The sequence below is a fragment of the Gilliamella sp. X-23 genome, assembly GCF_057063545.1.
Genome location: NZ_JBXSQG010000023.1, coordinates 1 through 19,634, shown reverse-complemented (window position 1 = coordinate 19,634; position 19,634 = coordinate 1). Strand labels below are relative to the sequence as shown.

14 protein-coding genes are annotated in these 19,634 nt (G+C 39.3%); 10 read left to right on the top strand and 4 right to left on the bottom strand.

The genetic code is table 11. The annotated features are described in order from the left end of the window. Window positions 1-1,367 precede the first annotated feature (1,367 nt). The 4 genes from ubiA to ACYH9I_RS10995 form a co-directional block, all read right to left on the bottom strand. Window positions 1,368-2,195 (bottom strand): 4-hydroxybenzoate octaprenyltransferase, encoded by an 828-nt coding sequence (gene ubiA, locus ACYH9I_RS11010; RefSeq protein WP_483560750.1) that lies wholly within the window; start codon window positions 2,193-2,195, stop codon window positions 1,368-1,370. A gap of 102 nt (window positions 2,196-2,297) precedes the next feature. Then, the gene (locus ACYH9I_RS11005) at window positions 2,298-2,879 is read right to left on the bottom strand and encodes a TorD/DmsD family molecular chaperone (RefSeq protein ID WP_483560749.1); all 582 of its coding nucleotides are present in this window, start codon (window positions 2,877-2,879) and stop codon (window positions 2,298-2,300) included. A gap of 122 nt (window positions 2,880-3,001) precedes the next feature. Next, window positions 3,002-3,616, bottom strand: a complete 615-nt coding sequence (locus ACYH9I_RS11000) for a DMSO/selenate family reductase complex B subunit (RefSeq protein ID WP_483560748.1) — start codon at window positions 3,614-3,616, stop codon at window positions 3,002-3,004. A gap of 30 nt (window positions 3,617-3,646) precedes the next feature. Continuing rightward, a complete protein-coding gene (locus ACYH9I_RS10995; RefSeq protein WP_483560747.1) occupies window positions 3,647-6,094 on the bottom strand; it encodes a DMSO/selenate family reductase complex A subunit in 2,448 nt (815 codons plus the stop codon). A gap of 205 nt (window positions 6,095-6,299) precedes the next feature. On the opposite strand from ACYH9I_RS10995, the gene parE reads away from it, so the two are divergent. From parE to ACYH9I_RS10945, 10 genes are all read left to right on the top strand, one after another. After that, window positions 6,300-8,189 carry a DNA topoisomerase IV subunit B gene (gene parE, locus ACYH9I_RS10990; RefSeq protein ID WP_483560746.1) on the top strand — a complete coding sequence of 630 codons (1,890 nt, stop codon included), beginning with the start codon at window positions 6,300-6,302 and terminating at the stop codon, window positions 8,187-8,189. A gap of 27 nt (window positions 8,190-8,216) precedes the next feature. Continuing rightward, window positions 8,217-10,445 carry a DNA topoisomerase IV subunit A gene (gene parC / locus ACYH9I_RS10985; RefSeq protein WP_483560745.1) on the top strand — a complete coding sequence of 743 codons (2,229 nt, stop codon included), beginning with the start codon at window positions 8,217-8,219 and terminating at the stop codon, window positions 10,443-10,445. Between the two features lies 1 nt (window position 10,446). Further along, window positions 10,447-11,292, top strand: a complete 846-nt coding sequence (gene djlA, locus ACYH9I_RS10980) for a co-chaperone DjlA (RefSeq protein WP_091350667.1) — start codon at window positions 10,447-10,449, stop codon at window positions 11,290-11,292. 14 nt (window positions 11,293-11,306) lie between these two features. After that, window positions 11,307-12,752 carry a TrkH family potassium uptake protein gene (locus ACYH9I_RS10975; RefSeq protein ID WP_483560751.1) on the top strand — a complete coding sequence of 482 codons (1,446 nt, stop codon included), beginning with the start codon at window positions 11,307-11,309 and terminating at the stop codon, window positions 12,750-12,752. A gap of 142 nt (window positions 12,753-12,894) precedes the next feature. After that, window positions 12,895-14,469, top strand: a complete 1,575-nt coding sequence (locus ACYH9I_RS10970) for a TerC family protein (RefSeq protein WP_483560744.1) — start codon at window positions 12,895-12,897, stop codon at window positions 14,467-14,469. Between the two features lie 199 nt (window positions 14,470-14,668). After that, window positions 14,669-15,979, top strand: coding sequence for an NCS2 family permease (locus ACYH9I_RS10965; protein WP_483560743.1), 1,311 nt, complete (start codon window positions 14,669-14,671; stop codon window positions 15,977-15,979). Window positions 15,980-16,277: 298 nt separating this feature from the next. Further along, window positions 16,278-16,652 carry a 30S ribosomal protein S12 gene (rpsL, locus tag ACYH9I_RS10960; protein ID WP_034883792.1) on the top strand — a complete coding sequence of 125 codons (375 nt, stop codon included), beginning with the start codon at window positions 16,278-16,280 and terminating at the stop codon, window positions 16,650-16,652. Between the two features lie 99 nt (window positions 16,653-16,751). Continuing rightward, window positions 16,752-17,222 (top strand): 30S ribosomal protein S7, encoded by a 471-nt coding sequence (gene rpsG, locus ACYH9I_RS10955; protein WP_034915550.1) that lies wholly within the window; start codon window positions 16,752-16,754, stop codon window positions 17,220-17,222. 114 nt (window positions 17,223-17,336) lie between these two features. After that, a complete protein-coding gene (fusA, locus tag ACYH9I_RS10950) occupies window positions 17,337-19,439 on the top strand; it encodes an elongation factor G (protein ID WP_160404048.1) in 2,103 nt (700 codons plus the stop codon). Window positions 19,440-19,507: 68 nt separating this feature from the next. After that, the coding region (locus ACYH9I_RS10945; RefSeq protein ID WP_238786112.1) for a GTP-binding protein at window positions 19,508-19,634 on the top strand (127 nt) is incomplete at its 3' end.

Sequence of the window (19,634 nt, the reverse complement as noted above, 5' to 3'; positions counted from 1 at the left end):
TGATGAAAATAAGAACTGTGTCTGTTTTAGACTACGGTGAAATTGAAAAAGATTTTGAGCATAGGTTTGGCAGGCCAGATGCCAGATGCCAGATGCCAAGTATGATAGCGCATTTCGATCATCCTGTTAAGTAATTTTTTGTTTTATTTGAATTTTTTATAACTGACTGCTCGACTAATGAGCACTCCCTTGCTTTGAAAGCGCTTAAATTATAACCGCCTGAGTAATAATTCGCTACCTTTTTTGTTAAAAATTTGTAAAGTTTTGTTAAAGGATGAGTCAGCCTACGTTGGCGGGCTTTGGGATAAGGGGTTTGGGTGGTGTTTTTTGGCTAAAAATCGCCAAATAAAAAATTTAATAAAATCAATACCTTTTCTGACCGATTTTTGGGTGGTAATTGCGTTGTTTTTTAACAAAAAAACTCACCCAAAAACACCTAAGATTATGTTGTTTGTCTTATTCCGGCGTCAGAATGTGCCGACAACAGAGCGAGTTTGTGGTGCGCTTGGAGCGCGTCCACAAACGGTGCGTTAAGACCGAGCGCCGGCGAACAAATTTGAACATCTGAGCAAAGCGAAGATGGCCTCGAAGAGGCGAGTATCAGGATGATACGAGTAGCGTAGCCGCAGGCCACATTCTGCAGCCAAAGCGTGGGATTGCAAAGGGAATTCGCTTTAATTCCCTTTGCTCGGACGTGGTCACGATAGTTATTTTGTTCACCAAAGGTCAAAACGTCCGAAACCTGCGCACCTAATTTATTCTATTCACCAAAACAAAAAAAGGCTTGATTTTCCACTATAAATCTGTCAGAAAAGGTATTGATTTTATTAAAGTTTTTTCTGGCTGTTTTTTAACAAAAACCGCCTTATAAAAACACAATAACTCATCTCAAAAACGATGGTTATGCTGTTTGTCTTATTCCGGCGTCAGAATGTGCCGACAACAGAGCGAGGTCAGCACGCCAAACAGGGATGTTTGGCGAGTTTGTGGTGCGTCTGGAACGCGTCCACAAACGGTGCGTTAAGACCGAGCGCCGGCGGACAAATTTGTCTGGAACAAATTTGAACACCTGAGCATAGCGAAGGTGGCCTCGAAGAGGCGAGTATCAGGATGATACGAGTAGCGTAGCCGCAGGCCATATTCTGCAGCCAAAGCGTGGGATTGCAAAGGGAATTCGCTTTAATTCCCTTTGCTCGGACGTGGTCACGATAGCTATTTTGTCCACCAAAGGCCAAAACGTCCGAAACCTGCGCACCTAATTTATTCTATTCACCAAAACAAAAAAGGCCTGATTTCCCGCTCAAAAATCAGTCAGGAAAGACATTGATTTTATTGAAGTTTTTTGGTCACGTTTTTTAAGAGATTTTTTAACAAAAAAACAACCCCAAAAACACAACAATCCCAACATAATTATTATTTAAAAAAGCTCGAAAACAGCGGTTTCGTTCTCGGTTTTTTATCAACCATTGTTGGTAAATAAATAGTATGGCAACCAGCAATAAAGCAATATAAAAGACCAACGACAGTTGGTTGATGACGCCAACCATCAATAGGCCAATCATGGTAAACACCTGCAATATCCCTATAATTAACTTATCGTACTGCCCAAATAAAATGGCGGTGGATTTTATGCCTATTTTGATATCGTCGTTACGATCCACCATCGCATATTCCGTATCATAAGCAATTATCCAACAAATATTAGCAAAGCAAAGTAACCAACAAGTAGGGGGAAATTGCTCTATAATGGCGGCATATGCCATAGGAATACCCCAGCTAAAGGCAATGCCTAAGGTGACTTGCGGTAAGTGGGTGTAGCGCTTCATAAAGGGGTAAATCATTGCTGTTAATAAGGCTATGATTGCAATAAGCCATGATAGTTTATTTAAGATGAGCAATAGGCAAAGCGCAATGAATAATAGAGTAAATAAGGTCCATAGTGCATTTTTTTCGGTCAATGCACCCCGCGCGAGTGGGCGGTTTTTTGTGCGTTCGACGTGTGCATCAAAATGACGATCGGCATAGTCGTTGACAACGCATCCTGCTGCCCGCATGGTAAATACCCCTAAAATAAAAATGAGGGTAATATAGGTATAGGGCTCACCTGTCAACCATATCGCCCAAAGCGTTGGCCAAAGTAGTAGTAAGGTGCCGATGGGTTTGTCTAACCGCATTAGTTGTATATAAGCTAACATAAATGTTTTTTGCTATTTGAAATAATAGGTGGATTATACCTTGTTACTTAAAAGCTGCAATGTACACTATCCTCTGCAAAAGTGGTGAGACAAAGGAAAAAGTTAGATCATGAGTAAATACTGTTCCACAATCACAGCTAATGCTCGGTAAAATGGGCTTATCTCATTTTGTTTTAACTTTTTTAAATAGGCTGAAGACCAAATCAATAAGTGTTCATCAATTAACTGTTTTGCAGCTTTGGGATTGTTCTTTTCTTGTAATATGGCATAGGCCATTAGCATTAACCCAAATTGGTCTTCAGGTTCGTTGATGCCGGTATTAAGTGTTAAGCCGTGTTGCTGTAAGAATTGGCGGTAGCGTTCTTGTGATTCGCCCATTAATCGCTGATCTTGATCTAAATAGACCGATCCCCAAGGAGGAGCGAACATAGCACCCTGCCCTTCAAATAATAGTGAAAATTGGTAATTAAGTTCTGGGTTGTTGATTTGAGTAGCGATTATTTGGCACTGTTCACCAATAAGCACGGCATTTTGCCAATCAACAATATGCTCAAGCTGAAATAAAGTGTCAATGAGCGGTTTAACCGTTTGGTGATCAGGTGGATAATAAAAAAAAGCACCAAATAGTTTTGCCAAAATAGTGGATGTAATTTTATCTAGATGCGTTGCTTCATTATTCTTCATTAAATCACTACCTAACTATAAGTGGATCGTATTGATTTGGGATGCCATTAAATAGCCTTCCTAACCATACCAGTAGATAACTGCCCAAATACGGTAAAAAAACCAGTGGTAATTTGTGCATGTTATACCTCTTCAGGATTGAGTATTTGTCCCAATGTATCGCCCGAGGCTTTCGCTTGAGGATGGGGTTTGATGACAATGTTGGGTTTAGTTAGATTTTCGTTTGGTAGTGGAGCAATGTTCCGCTCATTACCATGTCGCTGGCGGAGTTTTTCGATGTCGTCAAAGTCTAAAGCTCTTTGCGGACAAGAATCGACACAAACAGGTTTGAGTCCTTGTTCAACACGTTCATAACAACCATCACATTTTGACATAACCTGTTTTTGATGATCAAATTGCGGTGCTCCATAAGGACAATGGGTTTCACAACGTCGGCAACCAATGCAAATATCTTGATTAACAACCACTAAGCCATCTTGTGAGCGTTTATGCATTGCTCCCGTTGGACAACCTTGTACACAAGCAGGCTCTTGGCAATGATTACATGAGATGGATAAATAGTAGGTAAAAGTATCGTTTTGCCACATACCATCAACTTGCTGCCAAGTACCTCCGCCATACTCGTAAACACGGCGAAAATTAACACCTAATACATTATCTTTTTCATCTTTACAACTGATTTGGCAGGTTTTGCAACCAGTGCATTTTGAAGAATCAATATAAAATCCATATTGCATTTTTATTATCCGTTCTTTAATTTATGATACTCAGCACATAGTCAATAATGGTTTGACTTCAACCAGATTGGTATGTTGTGGATTGGCTTTTGCAAGCACCGTTGGTCGCAATGATGTTAAGCGATTAATACAACCGCCAATATCAATCCCGGCTGCATTGGTTTTTGCCCACATTCCTTGCGGAATGGCAATCACACCCGGTAATATCCTTGGTGTGACTTTAGCTGGAATACAGAGCCGACCTCGATCGTTGTAAACCTCAACTAACTGACCATGTTTTATTTGTCTTTGCTCGGCATCAAATGGATTAATCCAAATACTATTAGCAACCGCTTCGCGCAGTTGTGGTAAATTACTGTAACTGGAATGGCATTGCCCTTTGGTATGAAAACCAATCAGTTGTAACGGGTATTTTTTACGTTTGGGTTTATCTTCACTGCCTTCAATTGCGGGTAGGTAGGCTGGAATAGGATGAAGGACATCGTCTGGGGCAAGTTCCCATTCGTTGGCGATGGTGGCTAATGCTTCTGAATAGATTTCTATTTTTCCTGATGGGGTGTTTAATGGGTCTTTAATTGGATCGTCTCGAAAAGCTTTTAACCCAATTTGCGTATCGCTATCAGCTAGCTTACGATCAATAACGCCCATACCATCAGTATTGGCAAAAGGCGGTAAATGAGGTTGGCTTTTACGCAGTTTTTCATAGCAATAAGCTATCCAATCTTCTTGCGTTCGCCCTTCAGTGAATTTGTCTTTTATACCCATTTTTTCAGATAATTGCGTTAATACCTCATAAGCTGGACGGTTTTCCCAAAGTGGTTTTATTGCCCGTTGCATGCGGATGATGTAGTGATAAGCACCCGATGAGTAAGAGTTATTAATCAAATCGTTACTTTCAACCGATGAGACATCGGGCAGAACTAAGTCCGCATATTTTGCCGATGCGGTCATATGTGTATCCCAAACAAGAATAAATTCACATTTGGACTCATCCTGTAGGATTTGATGAGTACGATTAAGATCAGAATGCTGATTGCCAATAACATTACCGGCGTAATTCCAGATAAATTTGATACCAACATCTAATTTATCTTTGCCACGTAAATAGGCATTTTTTGCCGTTAAACTTAACGGATCGTCAATCGCTTTTGTCCACAAAAAGAAAGGAATACTAGTTTTTATAGGGTTGGGGATACTTAAACTTGGAACAGGATAAGTCACACTTCCACCCCATGTGCCAATGTTGGTGCCCGGTTTACCAAATTGACTAGTGATAATTGGCAATAACATAATTGCCCGAGCGGTATGTTCACCATTTTGCCAACGCTGTACACCATAACCTTGCGATATCCAAGCCGCTTTTGCATTCACAATATCCATAGCCAGTTTGCGGATCTGCTCGGCTGGTATGCCTGTTTTTTTAGCCGCCCATTCAGGTGTTTTAGGTGTTCTGTCATTACCTAATCCTAAAATATAGGATTTATAATCGCTAAAAGGGGGGGCACTGTCTGGTAGGGTATCGGCATTCCAACCAACACAATATTGGCTAAGCATGGCATCATCAATACGATCTTGTTCAAGTAACGCATATCCTATTGCCGCCACAAGCGCCGCGTCAGTTCCAGGAATAATCGGAATCCAATCAGCATGATAAGCAACCACACTTTCACTTCGACGTGGGTCAATAATAATCACCCGTGCTTTGCTTTGTTCTAATGCATGAAAAAGCTCGGTAACTTGTCCACCACCTGACATTCGGGTTTCAGCAATATTATGTCCAAACATGACAACTAAATCGGAGTGCTTGATTTGATCAAGCAATGACTCCTTAGCATTACCATAAATATAAGGCCGAATGGCCGAAATCTGCCCACTTGAATAGTCACCATGATAATTTAAAAAACCACCAATCGTACTTAAAAAACGCTGACACGCATTACGACCTGAAATGTTAGCACCAGTCGTACCTGATCCATATTGATAATAAATCGCTTCGTTACCATAGTTATCGATCGTATGTTTGAGCTTTTCAGCTAGTAAATCAATCGCCTCACTCCACGAAATGCGTTTAAATTTACCTTCACCACGTTTGCCTATTCTTAGCATTGGGTATTTTAAGCGATCTGGATCGTAAGTGCGCCAACGAACGGAACGTCCACGTAAACATGGGCGAATTTGGTGTTGTCCAAAAATCGGGTCATTAATGCCATCTTCTGAAGATATTTTAGTGATAATATCGTTTTTTACATGAACTTTTAAAGGACAACGGCTACCGCAGTTAACTAAACAAGCACTATAATAAATCTGTTCTTTATCAGTAGGGTTAACAAGGGTTTTATTATTAACATCGCTATTCGGCTCTACATAGGCAAAAGGTAATTGCATATTGCTAGTTAATGCTGCTACACCGCCAATAGTTGACGATTTTTGTAAAAAATCACCCTGATTTATTATATTTTTATCTTTTGACTTGCTCATTTAATTCCCTTATTTTTTTATACGGGATTTTCTTATCATCGTACTAAAATTACGATAAAAAATCTTAAAAAGTAAATTATCTTTTCTAACCAATACGATAAGTTGGATTTATGAGTTTAACTTAAACGCCGGCGCCATTGACCTTGGTCTTATTGTGCAAAGGTTGGTATAATAACTGTCATTTATTCGAATAGATAGAAAAACTATGTCGCAATCTACTTATAATGCCGTTGATATTGAAGTTTTAAAAGGGCTTGATCCTGTTCGTCACCGTCCAGGTATGTACACCGATACCACTCGCCCAAACCATTTGGGCCAAGAAGTCATTGATAATAGTGTCGATGAAGCTATTGCCGGCCATGCTCGTCAAATTAAGGTGACACTTTATGAAGATAACTCACTTGAAGTGATTGACGATGGGCGCGGCATGCCTGTTGATATTCACCCAGAAGAAGGCGTGCCTGCAATTGAGTTATTGCTTTGCCGTTTGCATGCAGGGGGTAAGTTTTCGAACAAGAATTACCAGTTCTCTGGCGGTTTGCATGGTGTGGGTATTTCGGTGGTAAATGCGTTATCAAAACGTGTTGAAGTCACTGTTCACCGTGATGGACAAGTGTACGAGATGGCCTTTGAAAATGGCAACAAAGTCGAAGATTTACACATCACAGGTACATGTGGGCGCCGTAATACGGGTACCAAAGTGCATTTTTGGCCAGACGAAAAATATTTTGATTCACCTCGATTTTCAGTGCCACGCTTGTCTCATCTGCTTAAAGCTAAAGCGGTTCTTTGCCCAGGGCTTGAAATTACCTTTAAAGATAAAATCAACAATACCGAACAACGCTGGTGCTACCAAGATGGTTTGAAAGACTATTTGATGGAGTCGGTAAGTGGTTATTTACTACTACCCGAAATCCCGTTTACTGGTAGCCACATTGGCGAAACCGAAGCGGTTGAATGGGCATTACTTTGGATGCCTGAAGGCGGCGAGCTATTAACCGAAAGTTACGTTAACTTAATTCCAACAATTCAAGGTGGTACGCATGTTAATGGTTTACGTCAAGGCTTATTAGATGCCATGCGTGAATTTTGTGAGTTTCGTAATTTGTTGCCGCGTGGCTTAAAATTAACGGCTGATGATATTTGGGAACGTTGTGCTTATGTTATTTCAGTCAAAATGCAAGAGCCACAATTTGCAGGTCAAACCAAAGAGCGATTATCATCACGCCAGAGTGCGGCATTTGTGTCGGCAATTGTGAAAGATGCATTTAGCCTTTGGTTAAATCAACATGTTCAATTAGCCGAATTACTGGCCGAAATGGTGATTTCAAGCGCGCAAAAACGCTTAAAAGCCTCAAAAAAAGTCATCCGTAAAAAGCTAACCAGTGGCCCTGCACTACCAGGAAAACTTGCTGATTGCTCATCGCAAGATTTAAGCCGTACTGAACTTTTTTTAGTGGAAGGGGACTCGGCAGGTGGCTCAGCAAAACAAGCGCGAGACCGTGAATTTCAAGCCATTATGCCGCTTAAAGGTAAGATTTTAAATACTTGGGAAGTGTCATCTGACGAGGTGCTTGGATCACAAGAAATTCATGATATTTCGGTTGCTATCGGTATCGATCCGGATAGTGATGATTTGAGCCAATTACGTTATGGGAAGATCTGTATTTTAGCCGATGCCGATTCTGATGGACTACATATTGCCACTTTACTTTGTGCGTTATTTGTTCGTCACTTTCGTGCGATGGTTGAGCATGGACATGTGTTTGTTGCAATGCCCCCGCTTTATCGTATCGATTTAGGTAAAGAGGTGCATTACGCCCTAGATGAAGAAGAAAAAGAAGGCATTTTAGAACAGCTAAAACGTAAAAAAGGCAAACCGAATGTACAACGCTTTAAAGGTCTAGGTGAAATGAATCCATTGCAACTGCGTGAAACAACAATGGATCCGAATACTCGCCGTTTAGTGCAGTTATCCCTTGATGATGCCGAACAAACGATGGCACTGATGGATATGCTACTTGCTAAAAAACGCTCAGAAGATCGCCGCGAATGGCTACAAGAAAAAGGCGATCAAGTTGAACTTGATGTCTAACCAACAGAATGATTTAGAGGAACAATAATGAGTGAGATAACTCATGATGGAGTAGAAGTCCAATCACTACGCACCTTTACTGAAGGTGCCTATTTAAACTACTCAATGTATGTCATTATGGATCGTGCGCTACCATTTATTGGTGATGGTTTAAAACCTGTGCAACGACGTATTGTTTATGCCATGTCAGAATTAGGACTAAATGCACAAGCAAAATTTAAAAAATCAGCACGTACCGTGGGTGATGTACTCGGTAAATATCATCCCCATGGCGATAGCGCCTGTTATGAAGCCATGGTGCTCATGGCTCAGCCGTTTTCTTATCGCTATCCATTAGTTGATGGACAAGGTAACTGGGGGGCGCCTGATGATCCTAAATCATTTGCTGCTATGCGTTATACCGAATCACGCTTATCAAAATATGCTGAATTATTATTAGGTGAGTTAGGGCAAGGAACGGTTGATTATACGCCAAACTTTGATGGTACGTTGCAAGAGCCTAAAATGCTACCAGCCAGATTGCCAAATATTTTATTAAATGGCACAACGGGGATTGCGGTTGGTATGGCAACCGATATTCCTCCACATAATATTCGTGAAGTAGCTAATGCGGCAATTATGCTTGCTGATAATCCGAATGCGACATTAAACGAAGTAATGGCTCACATACAAGGGCCTGACTTCCCTACCGAGGCCGAAATTATTACGCCTCGTGACGATATTGAAAAAATCTACAAAACAGGTCGTGGATCTATTCGTATGCGTGCCGTGTGGAAAAAAGAAGACGGCGACATTGTCATAACCGACCTTCCTCATCAAGTTTCAGGTGCTAAAATTTTAGAGCAAATCGCTTCACAAATGCGCGCTAAAAAATTGCCTTTAATTGAAGATTTACGTGATGAGTCTGATCACGAAAATCCAACTCGTTTAGTGATTGTGCCGCGTTCAAATCGAGTCGATTTAGAGCAAGTCATGAATCATTTATTTGCAACAACCGATCTCGAAAAAAGCTATCGCGTCAATATGAATATGATCGGGCTGGATAATCGCCCATCAGTAAAAGGATTAGTCGAGATTTTAACCGAGTGGCTAGAGTATCGCAAAAATACCGTCACGCGCCGCTTAAATTATCGATTAGATAAAATATTAAAACGACTGCATATCCTTGATGGTTTATTAATTGCATTTTTAAATATTGATGAAGTTATCGATATTATACGTAATGAAGATGAACCTAAACAGGAGTTAATTGGCCGTTTTGCATTAACCGATATTCAAGCCGAAGCAATTTTAGAGTTAAAACTCCGTCATTTAGCCAAACTTGAAGAAATGCGTATCAAAGGTGAACAAAGTGAGCTTGCAAAAGAGCGCGATCACTTGCAAGCATTATTATCTTCACCGAAAAAACTGAGTAATTTAATTAAAAAAGAGCTACAAGAAGATGCTGAAAAATATGGTGATGAGCGTCGTTCTCCGATCGTTGAACGCAGTGAAGCTAAAGCCATTAGTGAACAAGAGTTAACACCATCAGAACCTGTTACCGTGATTTTGTCTGAAATGGGCTGGGTTAGAACAGCTAAAGGTCATGATATTGATGCTACAGGTTTAAGCTATAAAGCGGGTGATAGCTTTAAAGCTGCCGCAAAAGGAAAAAGCAATCAGCCAGTTATCTTTATCGACTCAACAGGTCGTAGTTATGCTATAGAGCCTAATACCCTACCATCTGCCCGTAGCCAAGGAGAGCCATTAACCGGTAAACTAGCACTACCGGCAGGCGCAACGGTTGAACATGTTTTGATGTCGCAAAATGATAATCAAAAATTCTTGCTGGCTTCAAGTGCAGGGTATGGCTTTATTTGTCAATTTAGTGATTTAATTGCTCGTAACCGCAATGGTAAGGCGATTATCAATTTACCTAAAGAAGCAAAAATCCTAGCACCAATTGAAATTCCATCAGAAGATAGCTTATTGTTATCGATCACTAAAGCTGGTCGAATGCTCATCTTCCCTGTCAAAGATTTACCTGAACTTGCCAAAGGTAAAGGGAATAAAATTGTGTCGCTTGCTGGTACAGATGATAGTCTTTCTTATATGATGCTAATTACCCCAGAAACAGCGGTAACTTTATATGTTGGTAAACGCAAACTTACGCTACATCCTGCTGATTTACAAAAATTTAAAGCAGAACGAGCACGTAAAGGCACTTCATTACCACGAGGTTTGCAAAAGATAGATCAAATTGAGGTGAACGAATAATATGTCTTTTATTTGGGCGATAATTACAGGCTTTGTTTTAAGCAGTGTATTAAAAACAGGATGGGGGTTTATACTTGGACTATTTATTGGTCCAATGCTTTACCAAGCATTTTGCAATAAATTGACCGAACAAAAAACCAAAGCAAACCCAGAACTTTACTTAACGGTTGTTTTTGAAGTCCTTGGTCATTTAAGTAAAGCAAAAGGTGTTGTCACTCAAGATGATATTAATCTTGCTAGCCAATTCATGGACAGATTACAACTGGATCGAAATAGTCGAAAACTAGCACAAGACTCATTTAATCGAGGCAAAGCAAGTGATTACCCGCTCCGATCTCGTTTAGCGGAACTATATGCACAATATCGTTACCGACGAAATGTGTTAAATATTTTTTGTGAACAACTGATCCAAGCGGCATTAGTTGATGGCATTTTAGATGAAAAAGAGCAACAAATTCTTTTTGTTGTGGCTGAAGAATTTAATATTCCACGTCAACAAATGGCAATATATATTCAAATGATGATGGGTAGCTACCATTTTCGTCAGAATGGTTATCACAACCAACAAAATCAGCGAGATCAATATCAACGTAGCAATCATTATGGTGGATATCAAGGCCGATCAACACAAGCAGATCTGCAAAATGCTTACAAAATTTTGGGTATAGACTCGTCTGCGGAGATCTCAGAAATCAAAAGAGCTTATCGAAAATTAATGAACGAACACCATCCAGATAAGCTAGTATCAAAAGGTCTACCAAAAGAGATGCTGGAAGCCGCAAAAAAACGAGCACAAGAAATCCAAGCTGCCTATGATCTTATCAAAGCATCACGTGGATTTAAGTAGAGACTAATACTATGATGCATTGGCGCTCAATCATTAGAATTGTTGGACTATTAATTGCCCTGCTATCGACATTTATGCTATTACCTGCACTTGTAGCATTAATTTATCGCGACGGCGCGGGGGCAATTTTTGTGCGTTCGTTTTTTGCTGCGCTAATTTTAGGATGTCTTTTATGGCTTCCTAATCGCCATCAACGCCATGAGCTAACCACTCGCGAAGGCTTCTTTATTGTTGTGCTATTTTGGGTTGTTTTAGGTACAATCGGTGCTTTCCCTTTTATTTTTGATACCCACATTAATTTAAATTTAACTACCGCATTTTTCGAATCATTTTCAAGCCTAACCACAACGGGTGCTACCACAATTGTAAAATTAGAACACCTGCCTAAGGCTTTACTGTTTTATCGTCAATTACTGCAATGGCTTGGTGGTATGGGTATTATCGTACTTGCTGTCGCCATCTTGCCATTATTAGGCGTTGGGGGTATGCAACTTTATCGGGCTGAAATCCCCGGTCCACAAAAAGACAGCAAAATGCGCCCACGCATTGCCGAAACGGCAAAAACACTCTGGTCAATTTATATTTTTCTTACTACTCTTTGTGCGATCTGCTTATGGTTTGCAGGTATGAATGTTTTTGATGCGATTTCACATAGCTTTTCAACCATTTCAATGGGTGGATTTTCAACTCACGATGATAATCTTGCTTACTTTAATAGCCCCGCAATCAACTACATTATAACCCTCTTTTTAGTCTTATCGGGTTGTAACTTTGCACTACATTTTGCCGCATTAAGTGGATTTTCAATTAAGGTTTTCTGGCGAGATCAAGAGTTTAGAACCTTTATTTTTATTTTAGCCATTTTAATTATCATTTGTACATTTGGCATTTATGTTTACCAACCAGAACGAAAACTCAGCATAGATAAAATAGTACTACAAGTTGTATCTATCTCTGCAACTGTTGGTTTTACCGTAGATGATATCAATACATGGCCATCATCATTACCCATTTTTTTACTATGCGCATCATTTATTGGTGGTTGTGCTGGTTCAACTGGCGGCGGTTTAAAAGTGGTGCGAGTTTTGCTTCTATTTATGCAGGGATCGCGTGAATTAAAACGCCTTATTCATCCGAATGCGATTTATACATTAAAATTAAATAATCGTGTTGTTTCGGAACGTATTATTGAAGCAGTTTGGGGATTCTTTTCTGCCTATGCATTAGTCTTTTTAGTCAGCTTATTTATTATTATGGCAACGGGCATTGATGCTACTGATTCTTTTTATATTGTTGCATCATCACTCAATAACTTAGGCGTCGGGCTTGGTAATGTAAGCGATAATTTCGCTAGCGTAAGTGATGTTGTTAAATGGGTCATGGTTGTCGATATGTTATTTGGACGATTAGAAATATTTACCTTACTGGTTTTATTCACGCCAGCTTTTTGGCGAAGTTGATTTTATATTAAAACAAACAATTAACTGAAAGTTTTTGACAAAATACACAATTTTTATAAATATTTTATTGATTATTTAGTTAATTACAGACAGAATTACAACACAGCATGTGCTGTATTTATTAGAGGTAATCACCTGACATATGGAATGGATCATGGATCCTACAATCTGGATTGGTTTATCCACTCTGGTTGTACTTGAAATCGTCCTTGGTATTGATAACATTGTTTTTATTGCCATCCTTGCCGAGAAACTTCCTCCCAACCAACGAGATAAAGCGCGCATTACTGGCCTTGCTTTCGCATTAATTACGCGAATATTGCTACTAATGTTCACAGGTTGGTTAGTTACACTCACCACACCACTATTTACGATATCTGGAATCAGCTTTAATGCACGCCAACTGATTATGTTAATCGGTGGGATATTTTTATTATTTAAAGCCACCATGGAGCTCAACGAACGTCTTGAAGGTGCATCGCAAGAAGACGGAAAACCCAAAAAAACCTCTCACTTTTGGACTGTTGTGGCGCAAATAGTTGTACTTGATGCTGTATTCTCGCTTGATTCAGTGATTACTGCGGTGGGAATGGTTGAACATATTCCTGTGATGATTATTGCCGTGTGTATTGCCATTGCCATTATGATGGTTGCAAGTAAGCCACTGGCTAATTTTGTCAACGCTCATCCAACCATTGTCATTCTTTGTTTAAGTTTTTTATTGATGATCGGTTTTAGCCTCGTTGCCGAAGGGTTTGATTTTATGATTCCAAAAGGCTACTTATACGCGGCTATTGGCTTCTCAATCATGATTGAGTTTTTCAATCAACTGGCTATTTTTAATCGTCGCAAGGCCTTAAATAAAAAGCCATTACGCGAACGTACCGCCGAAGCCATTTTACACTTACTTAAAGGTGATGCCGAAGAAGATACTGATACTAACACTATCGACGTCATGTCTGATGAAAATAAAAAAGTATCGGTGTTTAATCATCAAGAATTAAGTATGGTTGAACGAGTACTAGGGCTAGCCCAACGTTCAGTCAGCAGTATAATGACATCTCGACTTGACGTTGATATGGTCAATATCAATGATGACCGTGAGGTTATTATTAAAGAGATTTTTGAAAATCCTCATTCACGTTTAGTCGTTACCGATAATGTTTCAATTGATGAGCCACTAGGAATCATCCAAGTTAATGATCTATTAAAAGATATACTACAAAGTAAAGAGCCCATCGATATTCACTCACTTATCAAACAACCGCTGATCTTCCCTGAGACCGTATCGTTACTAGTTGCACTAGATCAATTTAAAAAAGCCAAAACCCATTTTGCTTTTGTGGTCGACGAATTTGGCTCAATGCAAGGGGTTGTTTCGGTGACAGATATTATCGAAACTATTGCTGGTGATTTCCCGACCGAAGAAGAGGAAATTGACGCCAAACACGATATTCAATGTCTAGATGATAACAGCTGGATCGCTAATGGCTATATTCCGGTTGAAGAACTTATCCGTTTTGTACCTATTCCCATTGATGATAAACGTGAATATCACACCTTAGCAGGATTATTAATGGAAAAAGCCCAGCATTTACTTAATGTTGGTGAAACATTACAAATCGGCGATTATTTATTTGAAGTAGCAGAAATAGAAAGCCACAGAATTTTGAAAGTAAAAATTGTGCTAAACAAGCAGGAGTTTGCTTCGACTTAGTTTATACCTAAGCGCTATATTAATTACAATAGCGCTTGACCAAAATAAATAACTAGCAATAATATCGCAGTAAAATTTCTGTTTATTTGAAGATGTAGAGCCTAGTTCTTCATCTTTTCTATTTTTTATTTTTACCTTTCTTTTGGTAAAAAATAGGTAACACTCATTCATTCTATTAACCAAAATTAGGCCTTAACTTATGCATTCAATATTCGAGAAACTGTTTCAATTGAAAGAAAAAAAAACAACCGCTGGTACTGAAATTATTGCAGGATGTACCACCTTCCTCACAATGGTCTATATCATCTTTGTTAATCCATCGATTCTATCTGCAACTGGCATGGATAAATCTGCGGTATTTGTACTAACTTGTGTAATTACTGCATTGGCAACGATTTTAATGGGCTTATTTGCTAACTTACCAATAGCACTTGCACCGGCAATGGGGCTGAACGTCTTCTTTGCTTATGGCGTCTGTGGTGCAATGGGCTACTCTTGGCAAGTCGGTATGGGAGCCATATTTTGGGGGTCATTAGTCTTTTTTGCATTATCACTATTTAAAGTTCGTCACTGGTTAATTGAACACATTCCACAATGCTTACGTGTAGGTATTAGTGCCGGTATCGGGCTATTTATTGCTTTTATGGGATTTCAAAACATGGGGATTGTGATTGCCTCACCTGCGACACTACTAACCATGGGCAATATCTTATCGCTTAAAGTGTTATTGGGTTCGCTTGGTTTTTTCATTATTATTATTTTAGCGGCTCGTAACTTTCATGCAGCAGTATTAATTTCGATTTTAGTTGTAACTGTATTAGCACTATGGCTCGATCCTAATATCAGTTACCAAGGTATTGTATCTATGCCACCAAGTGTTACCAGCGTTGTTGGTCATGTTGATCTAGCAGGCTCACTTAATATTGGTATTATGGGCGTTATTTTTTCAATAATGATTGTCAGCCTATTCGACTCATCAGGCACTATTTTGGCATTAACTGATAAAGCTGGAATTAGTGACGAAAAAGGTCGATTCCCCAAAATGCGTCAAGCACTATTAATTGATAGTTTTAGCTCTTCTTTAGGTGGATTATTTGGTACATCATCAGTATTAACCTATATCGAAAGTTCTGCAGGTATTTCAGTCGGTGGACGTACGGGGTTAACTGCGGTTGTTGTAGGTATATTATTTTTAATAGTGACATTTTTATCACCACTAGCGCATTTAGTACCTACTTATGCAACATCAGGCGCGCTTATTTTTGTTGGAATTTTAATGGTTTCAAGCTTAGTTAAAGTTAACTGGTCTGATTTAACCGAAGCAACACCGGCCTTTATTACTGCAATCATGATGCCTTTTGCTTTTGCTATTACTGAAGGCGTTGCACTTGGTTTCATCTCTTATGTAGTACTAAAAACCTTTACCGGTAAATTTAAACAACTAAACCTATGTGTGATTATTTTCGCCGTACTTTTTGCTTTAAAATTTATCTTTATTGATCATCACTAATCACATATCCCTCCTACCGTGACTCATGGTAGGGGGGATATCTATCATATGGCAAATACAAATACCCATTTCCAACCCTAAAATTAACCCAACTTATCTCATAAAAATATCGTCATTATTCTGTAATAATTAAACTCAAGATCAAGCACTTAATGATCGCAAAAACTTGACATTATTTCTTCTGGGGTCTAGAATCTTGCGACCCAAAACTTATATAAAATAGGTTTTGGTCTACAGTTATTAATTACGTATCTAAAAAGCAATTTTAAATTTATTTTAATTAATCAGGAGCTTATTAATGGCAACAATTAATCAGCTGGTACGCAAACCAAGAGCACTAAAGGAAGCGAAAAGTAACGTTCCTGCGCTTGAAGCATGCCCGCAAAAACGCGGTGTTTGTACTCGTGTTTACACAACTACACCGAAAAAACCAAACTCAGCATTACGTAAAGTATGTCGTGTACGCTTAACCAACGGTTTTGAAGTGACTTCTTATATCGGTGGTGAAGGTCATAACCTACAAGAACATAGCGTAATTTTAATCCGTGGTGGTCGTGTTAAAGACTTACCAGGTGTTCGTTATCACACTGTTCGTGGTGCATTAGACTGCGCAGGTGTTAAAGATCGCAAACAAAGCCGTTCTAAATACGGTGTTAAACGACCTAAAGCTTAATGGAACTCCGTTAAGTAAGGCCAAACTATATAATTCCATTTAACTCATTTGAGTTTTGGGTAAACCTGAAAATTTATAACATATAAACGGAGTATTCCAATGCCACGTCGTCATGTTGTCGGTCAAAGAAAAATTCTTCCTGATCCGAAGTTCGGTTCAGAGTTACTGGCGAAATTTGTAAATATTTTAATGATAGATGGTAAAAAATCTATCGCAGAATCAATCGTATATTCAGCTCTTGATAAATTAGCTGAGCGTAGTGGAAAAGACCACTTAGCAGCTTTCGAAGTTGCATTAGATAACGTAAGACCAACTGTAGAAGTTAAGTCTCGTCGCGTTGGTGGTTCTACATACCAAGTTCCAGTTGAAGTGCGTCCAGTTCGTCGTAATGCACTTGCAATGCGTTGGATTGTAGATGCTGCACGTAAACGTGGCGATAAATCAATGGCTTTACGCCTAGCGAATGAACTTATGGATGCTTTTGAAAACAAAGGTACCGCTGTGAAAAAACGCGAAGATGTTCATCGTATGGCTGAAGCTAATAGAGCGTTTGCACACTATCGTTGGTAATATTCGCACTTATACTTATATAAGTGACTTGAATTAGGACTGATAGTCCTTATCTGCTATCAGTCAACCAAAGTGATGTTTTATTAAGCAAACGATTCTAAACAGAGGATTAATATGGCTCGTACAACCCCTATAGCACGCTATCGTAATATCGGTATCAGTGCACATATTGACGCAGGTAAAACAACAACGACTGAACGTATTTTGTTTTATACTGGTGTTAGTCACAAAATTGGTGAAGTTCATGATGGCGCAGCTACCATGGACTGGATGGAACAAGAACAAGAACGTGGTATCACTATCACATCTGCTGCAACAACTGCATTCTGGTCTGGTATGGGTCAACAATTTGAACCACACCGTATCAACATCATCGACACCCCGGGACACGTTGACTTTACAATCGAAGTTGAACGTTCTATGCGTGTTCTTGATGGTGCGGTAATGGTTTACTGTGCAGTTGGTGGTGTTCAACCTCAATCTGAAACTGTATGGCGTCAAGCAAACAAATATAAAGTTCCACGTATTGCATTTGTCAACAAAATGGACCGTATGGGTGCTAACTTCTTACGTGTTGTTGATCAAATCAAAACTCGTTTAGCAGCAGTACCTGTTCCTTTAGTTTTACCAATCGGTGCAGAAGAAGGATTTACTGGTGTTGTTGATTTACTTAAACGTAAAGCAATCAACTGGAATGATGCTGATCAAGGTGTAACATTCACTTATGAAGATGTACCAGCCGAAATGGTTGACCAAGTTGAAGAATGGCGTTCTTTCTTAATTGAAACTGCGGCTGAAGCAAGTGAAGAGTTAATGGAAAAATACCTTGGTGGTGAAGAGTTAACTGAAGAAGAAGTGAAAGCAGCATTACGTGAACGTGTACTTGCTAACGAAATCATCTTAGTAACTTGTGGTAGTGCCTTTAAAAATAAAGGTGTTCAATTCATGCTTGATGCAGTTATTGAATATTTACCAGCACCAACTGATGTACCTGCAATCAAAGGTGAATTACAAAACGGTGAAGCAGCTGAACGTCACTCAAGTGATGACGAACCATTCTCATCATTAGCGTTCAAAATCGCAACTGACCCATTTGTGGGTAACTTAACATTCTTCCGTGTTTACTCTGGTGTAGTTAACTCTGGTGATACTGTTCTTAACTCTGTTAAAGATAAAAAAGAACGTTTTGGTCGTATCGTTCAGATGCACGCTAACAAACGTGAAGAAATTAAAGAAGTTCGCGCTGGTGACATCGCTGCTGCAATCGGTCTTAAAGATGTAACTACAGGTGATACTCTTTGTGCTGAAAGTGCACCAATCATTCTTGAAAGAATGGAATTCCCAGAGCCAGTAATTTCGGTTGCTGTTGAACCAAAAACCAAAGCTGACCAAGAAAAAATGGGTCTTGCTTTAGGTCGACTAGCACAAGAAGACCCTTCATTCCGTGTTCACACCGATGAAGAATCAGGTCAAACCATTATTTCTGGTATGGGTGAGCTTCACTTAGAAATCATCGTTGACCGTATGAAACGTGAATTTAAAGTGGAAGCAAATGTAGGTAAACCACAAGTCGCTTACCGTGAAACAATTCGCAATGAAGTAGAACAAGAAGGTAAATTTGTTCGTCAGTCTGGTGGTCGTGGTCAATATGGTCATGTATGGTTAAAAATCAAACCATTGGAAGCAGGTGGCGAAGGCTACAAATTCAACAATGAAATCGTTGGTGGTGTGGTTCCTAAAGAATACATCCCTGCAGTTGATAAAGGCTGTCAAGAACAAATGAAAAACGGTGTTCTTGCTGGTTACCCAATTGTTGATGTTGAAGTCACTATCTATGATGGTTCTTACCATGATGTTGACTCATCAGAAATGGCATTTAAAATTGCCGGTTCAATGGCATTTAAAGACGGCTTCATGAAAGCTAAACCTGTGCTTTTAGAACCGATTATGAAAGTAGAAGTTGAAACTCCTGAAGATTATATGGGTGATGTTATCGGTGACTTAAACCGTCGTCGCGGTATGATCGAAGGAATGGAAGATACTGCAACTGGTAAAACAGTTAAAGCACAAGTTCCACTTTCAGAAATGTTTGGTTATGCAACAGACCTTCGTTCACAAACTCAAGGTCGTGCTTCTTACTCAATGGAGTTCTTGAAGTACAATGAAGCACCAACAAATATTGCAACCGCAATTATTGAAGCTCGTAAAGCAAAATAATTTTATCTAAATAAAGTAACGCTTCCCTTAATGAATTAAGGGAAGTGATTTAATAAAGGAACATTAAGATGTCTAAAGAAAAATTTGAACGTACAAAACCCCACGTTAACGTTGGTACAATCGGCCACGTTGACCATGGTAAAACAACTTTAACTGCGGCAATTACTTCTGTACTTGCTAAAAAATACGGCGGTC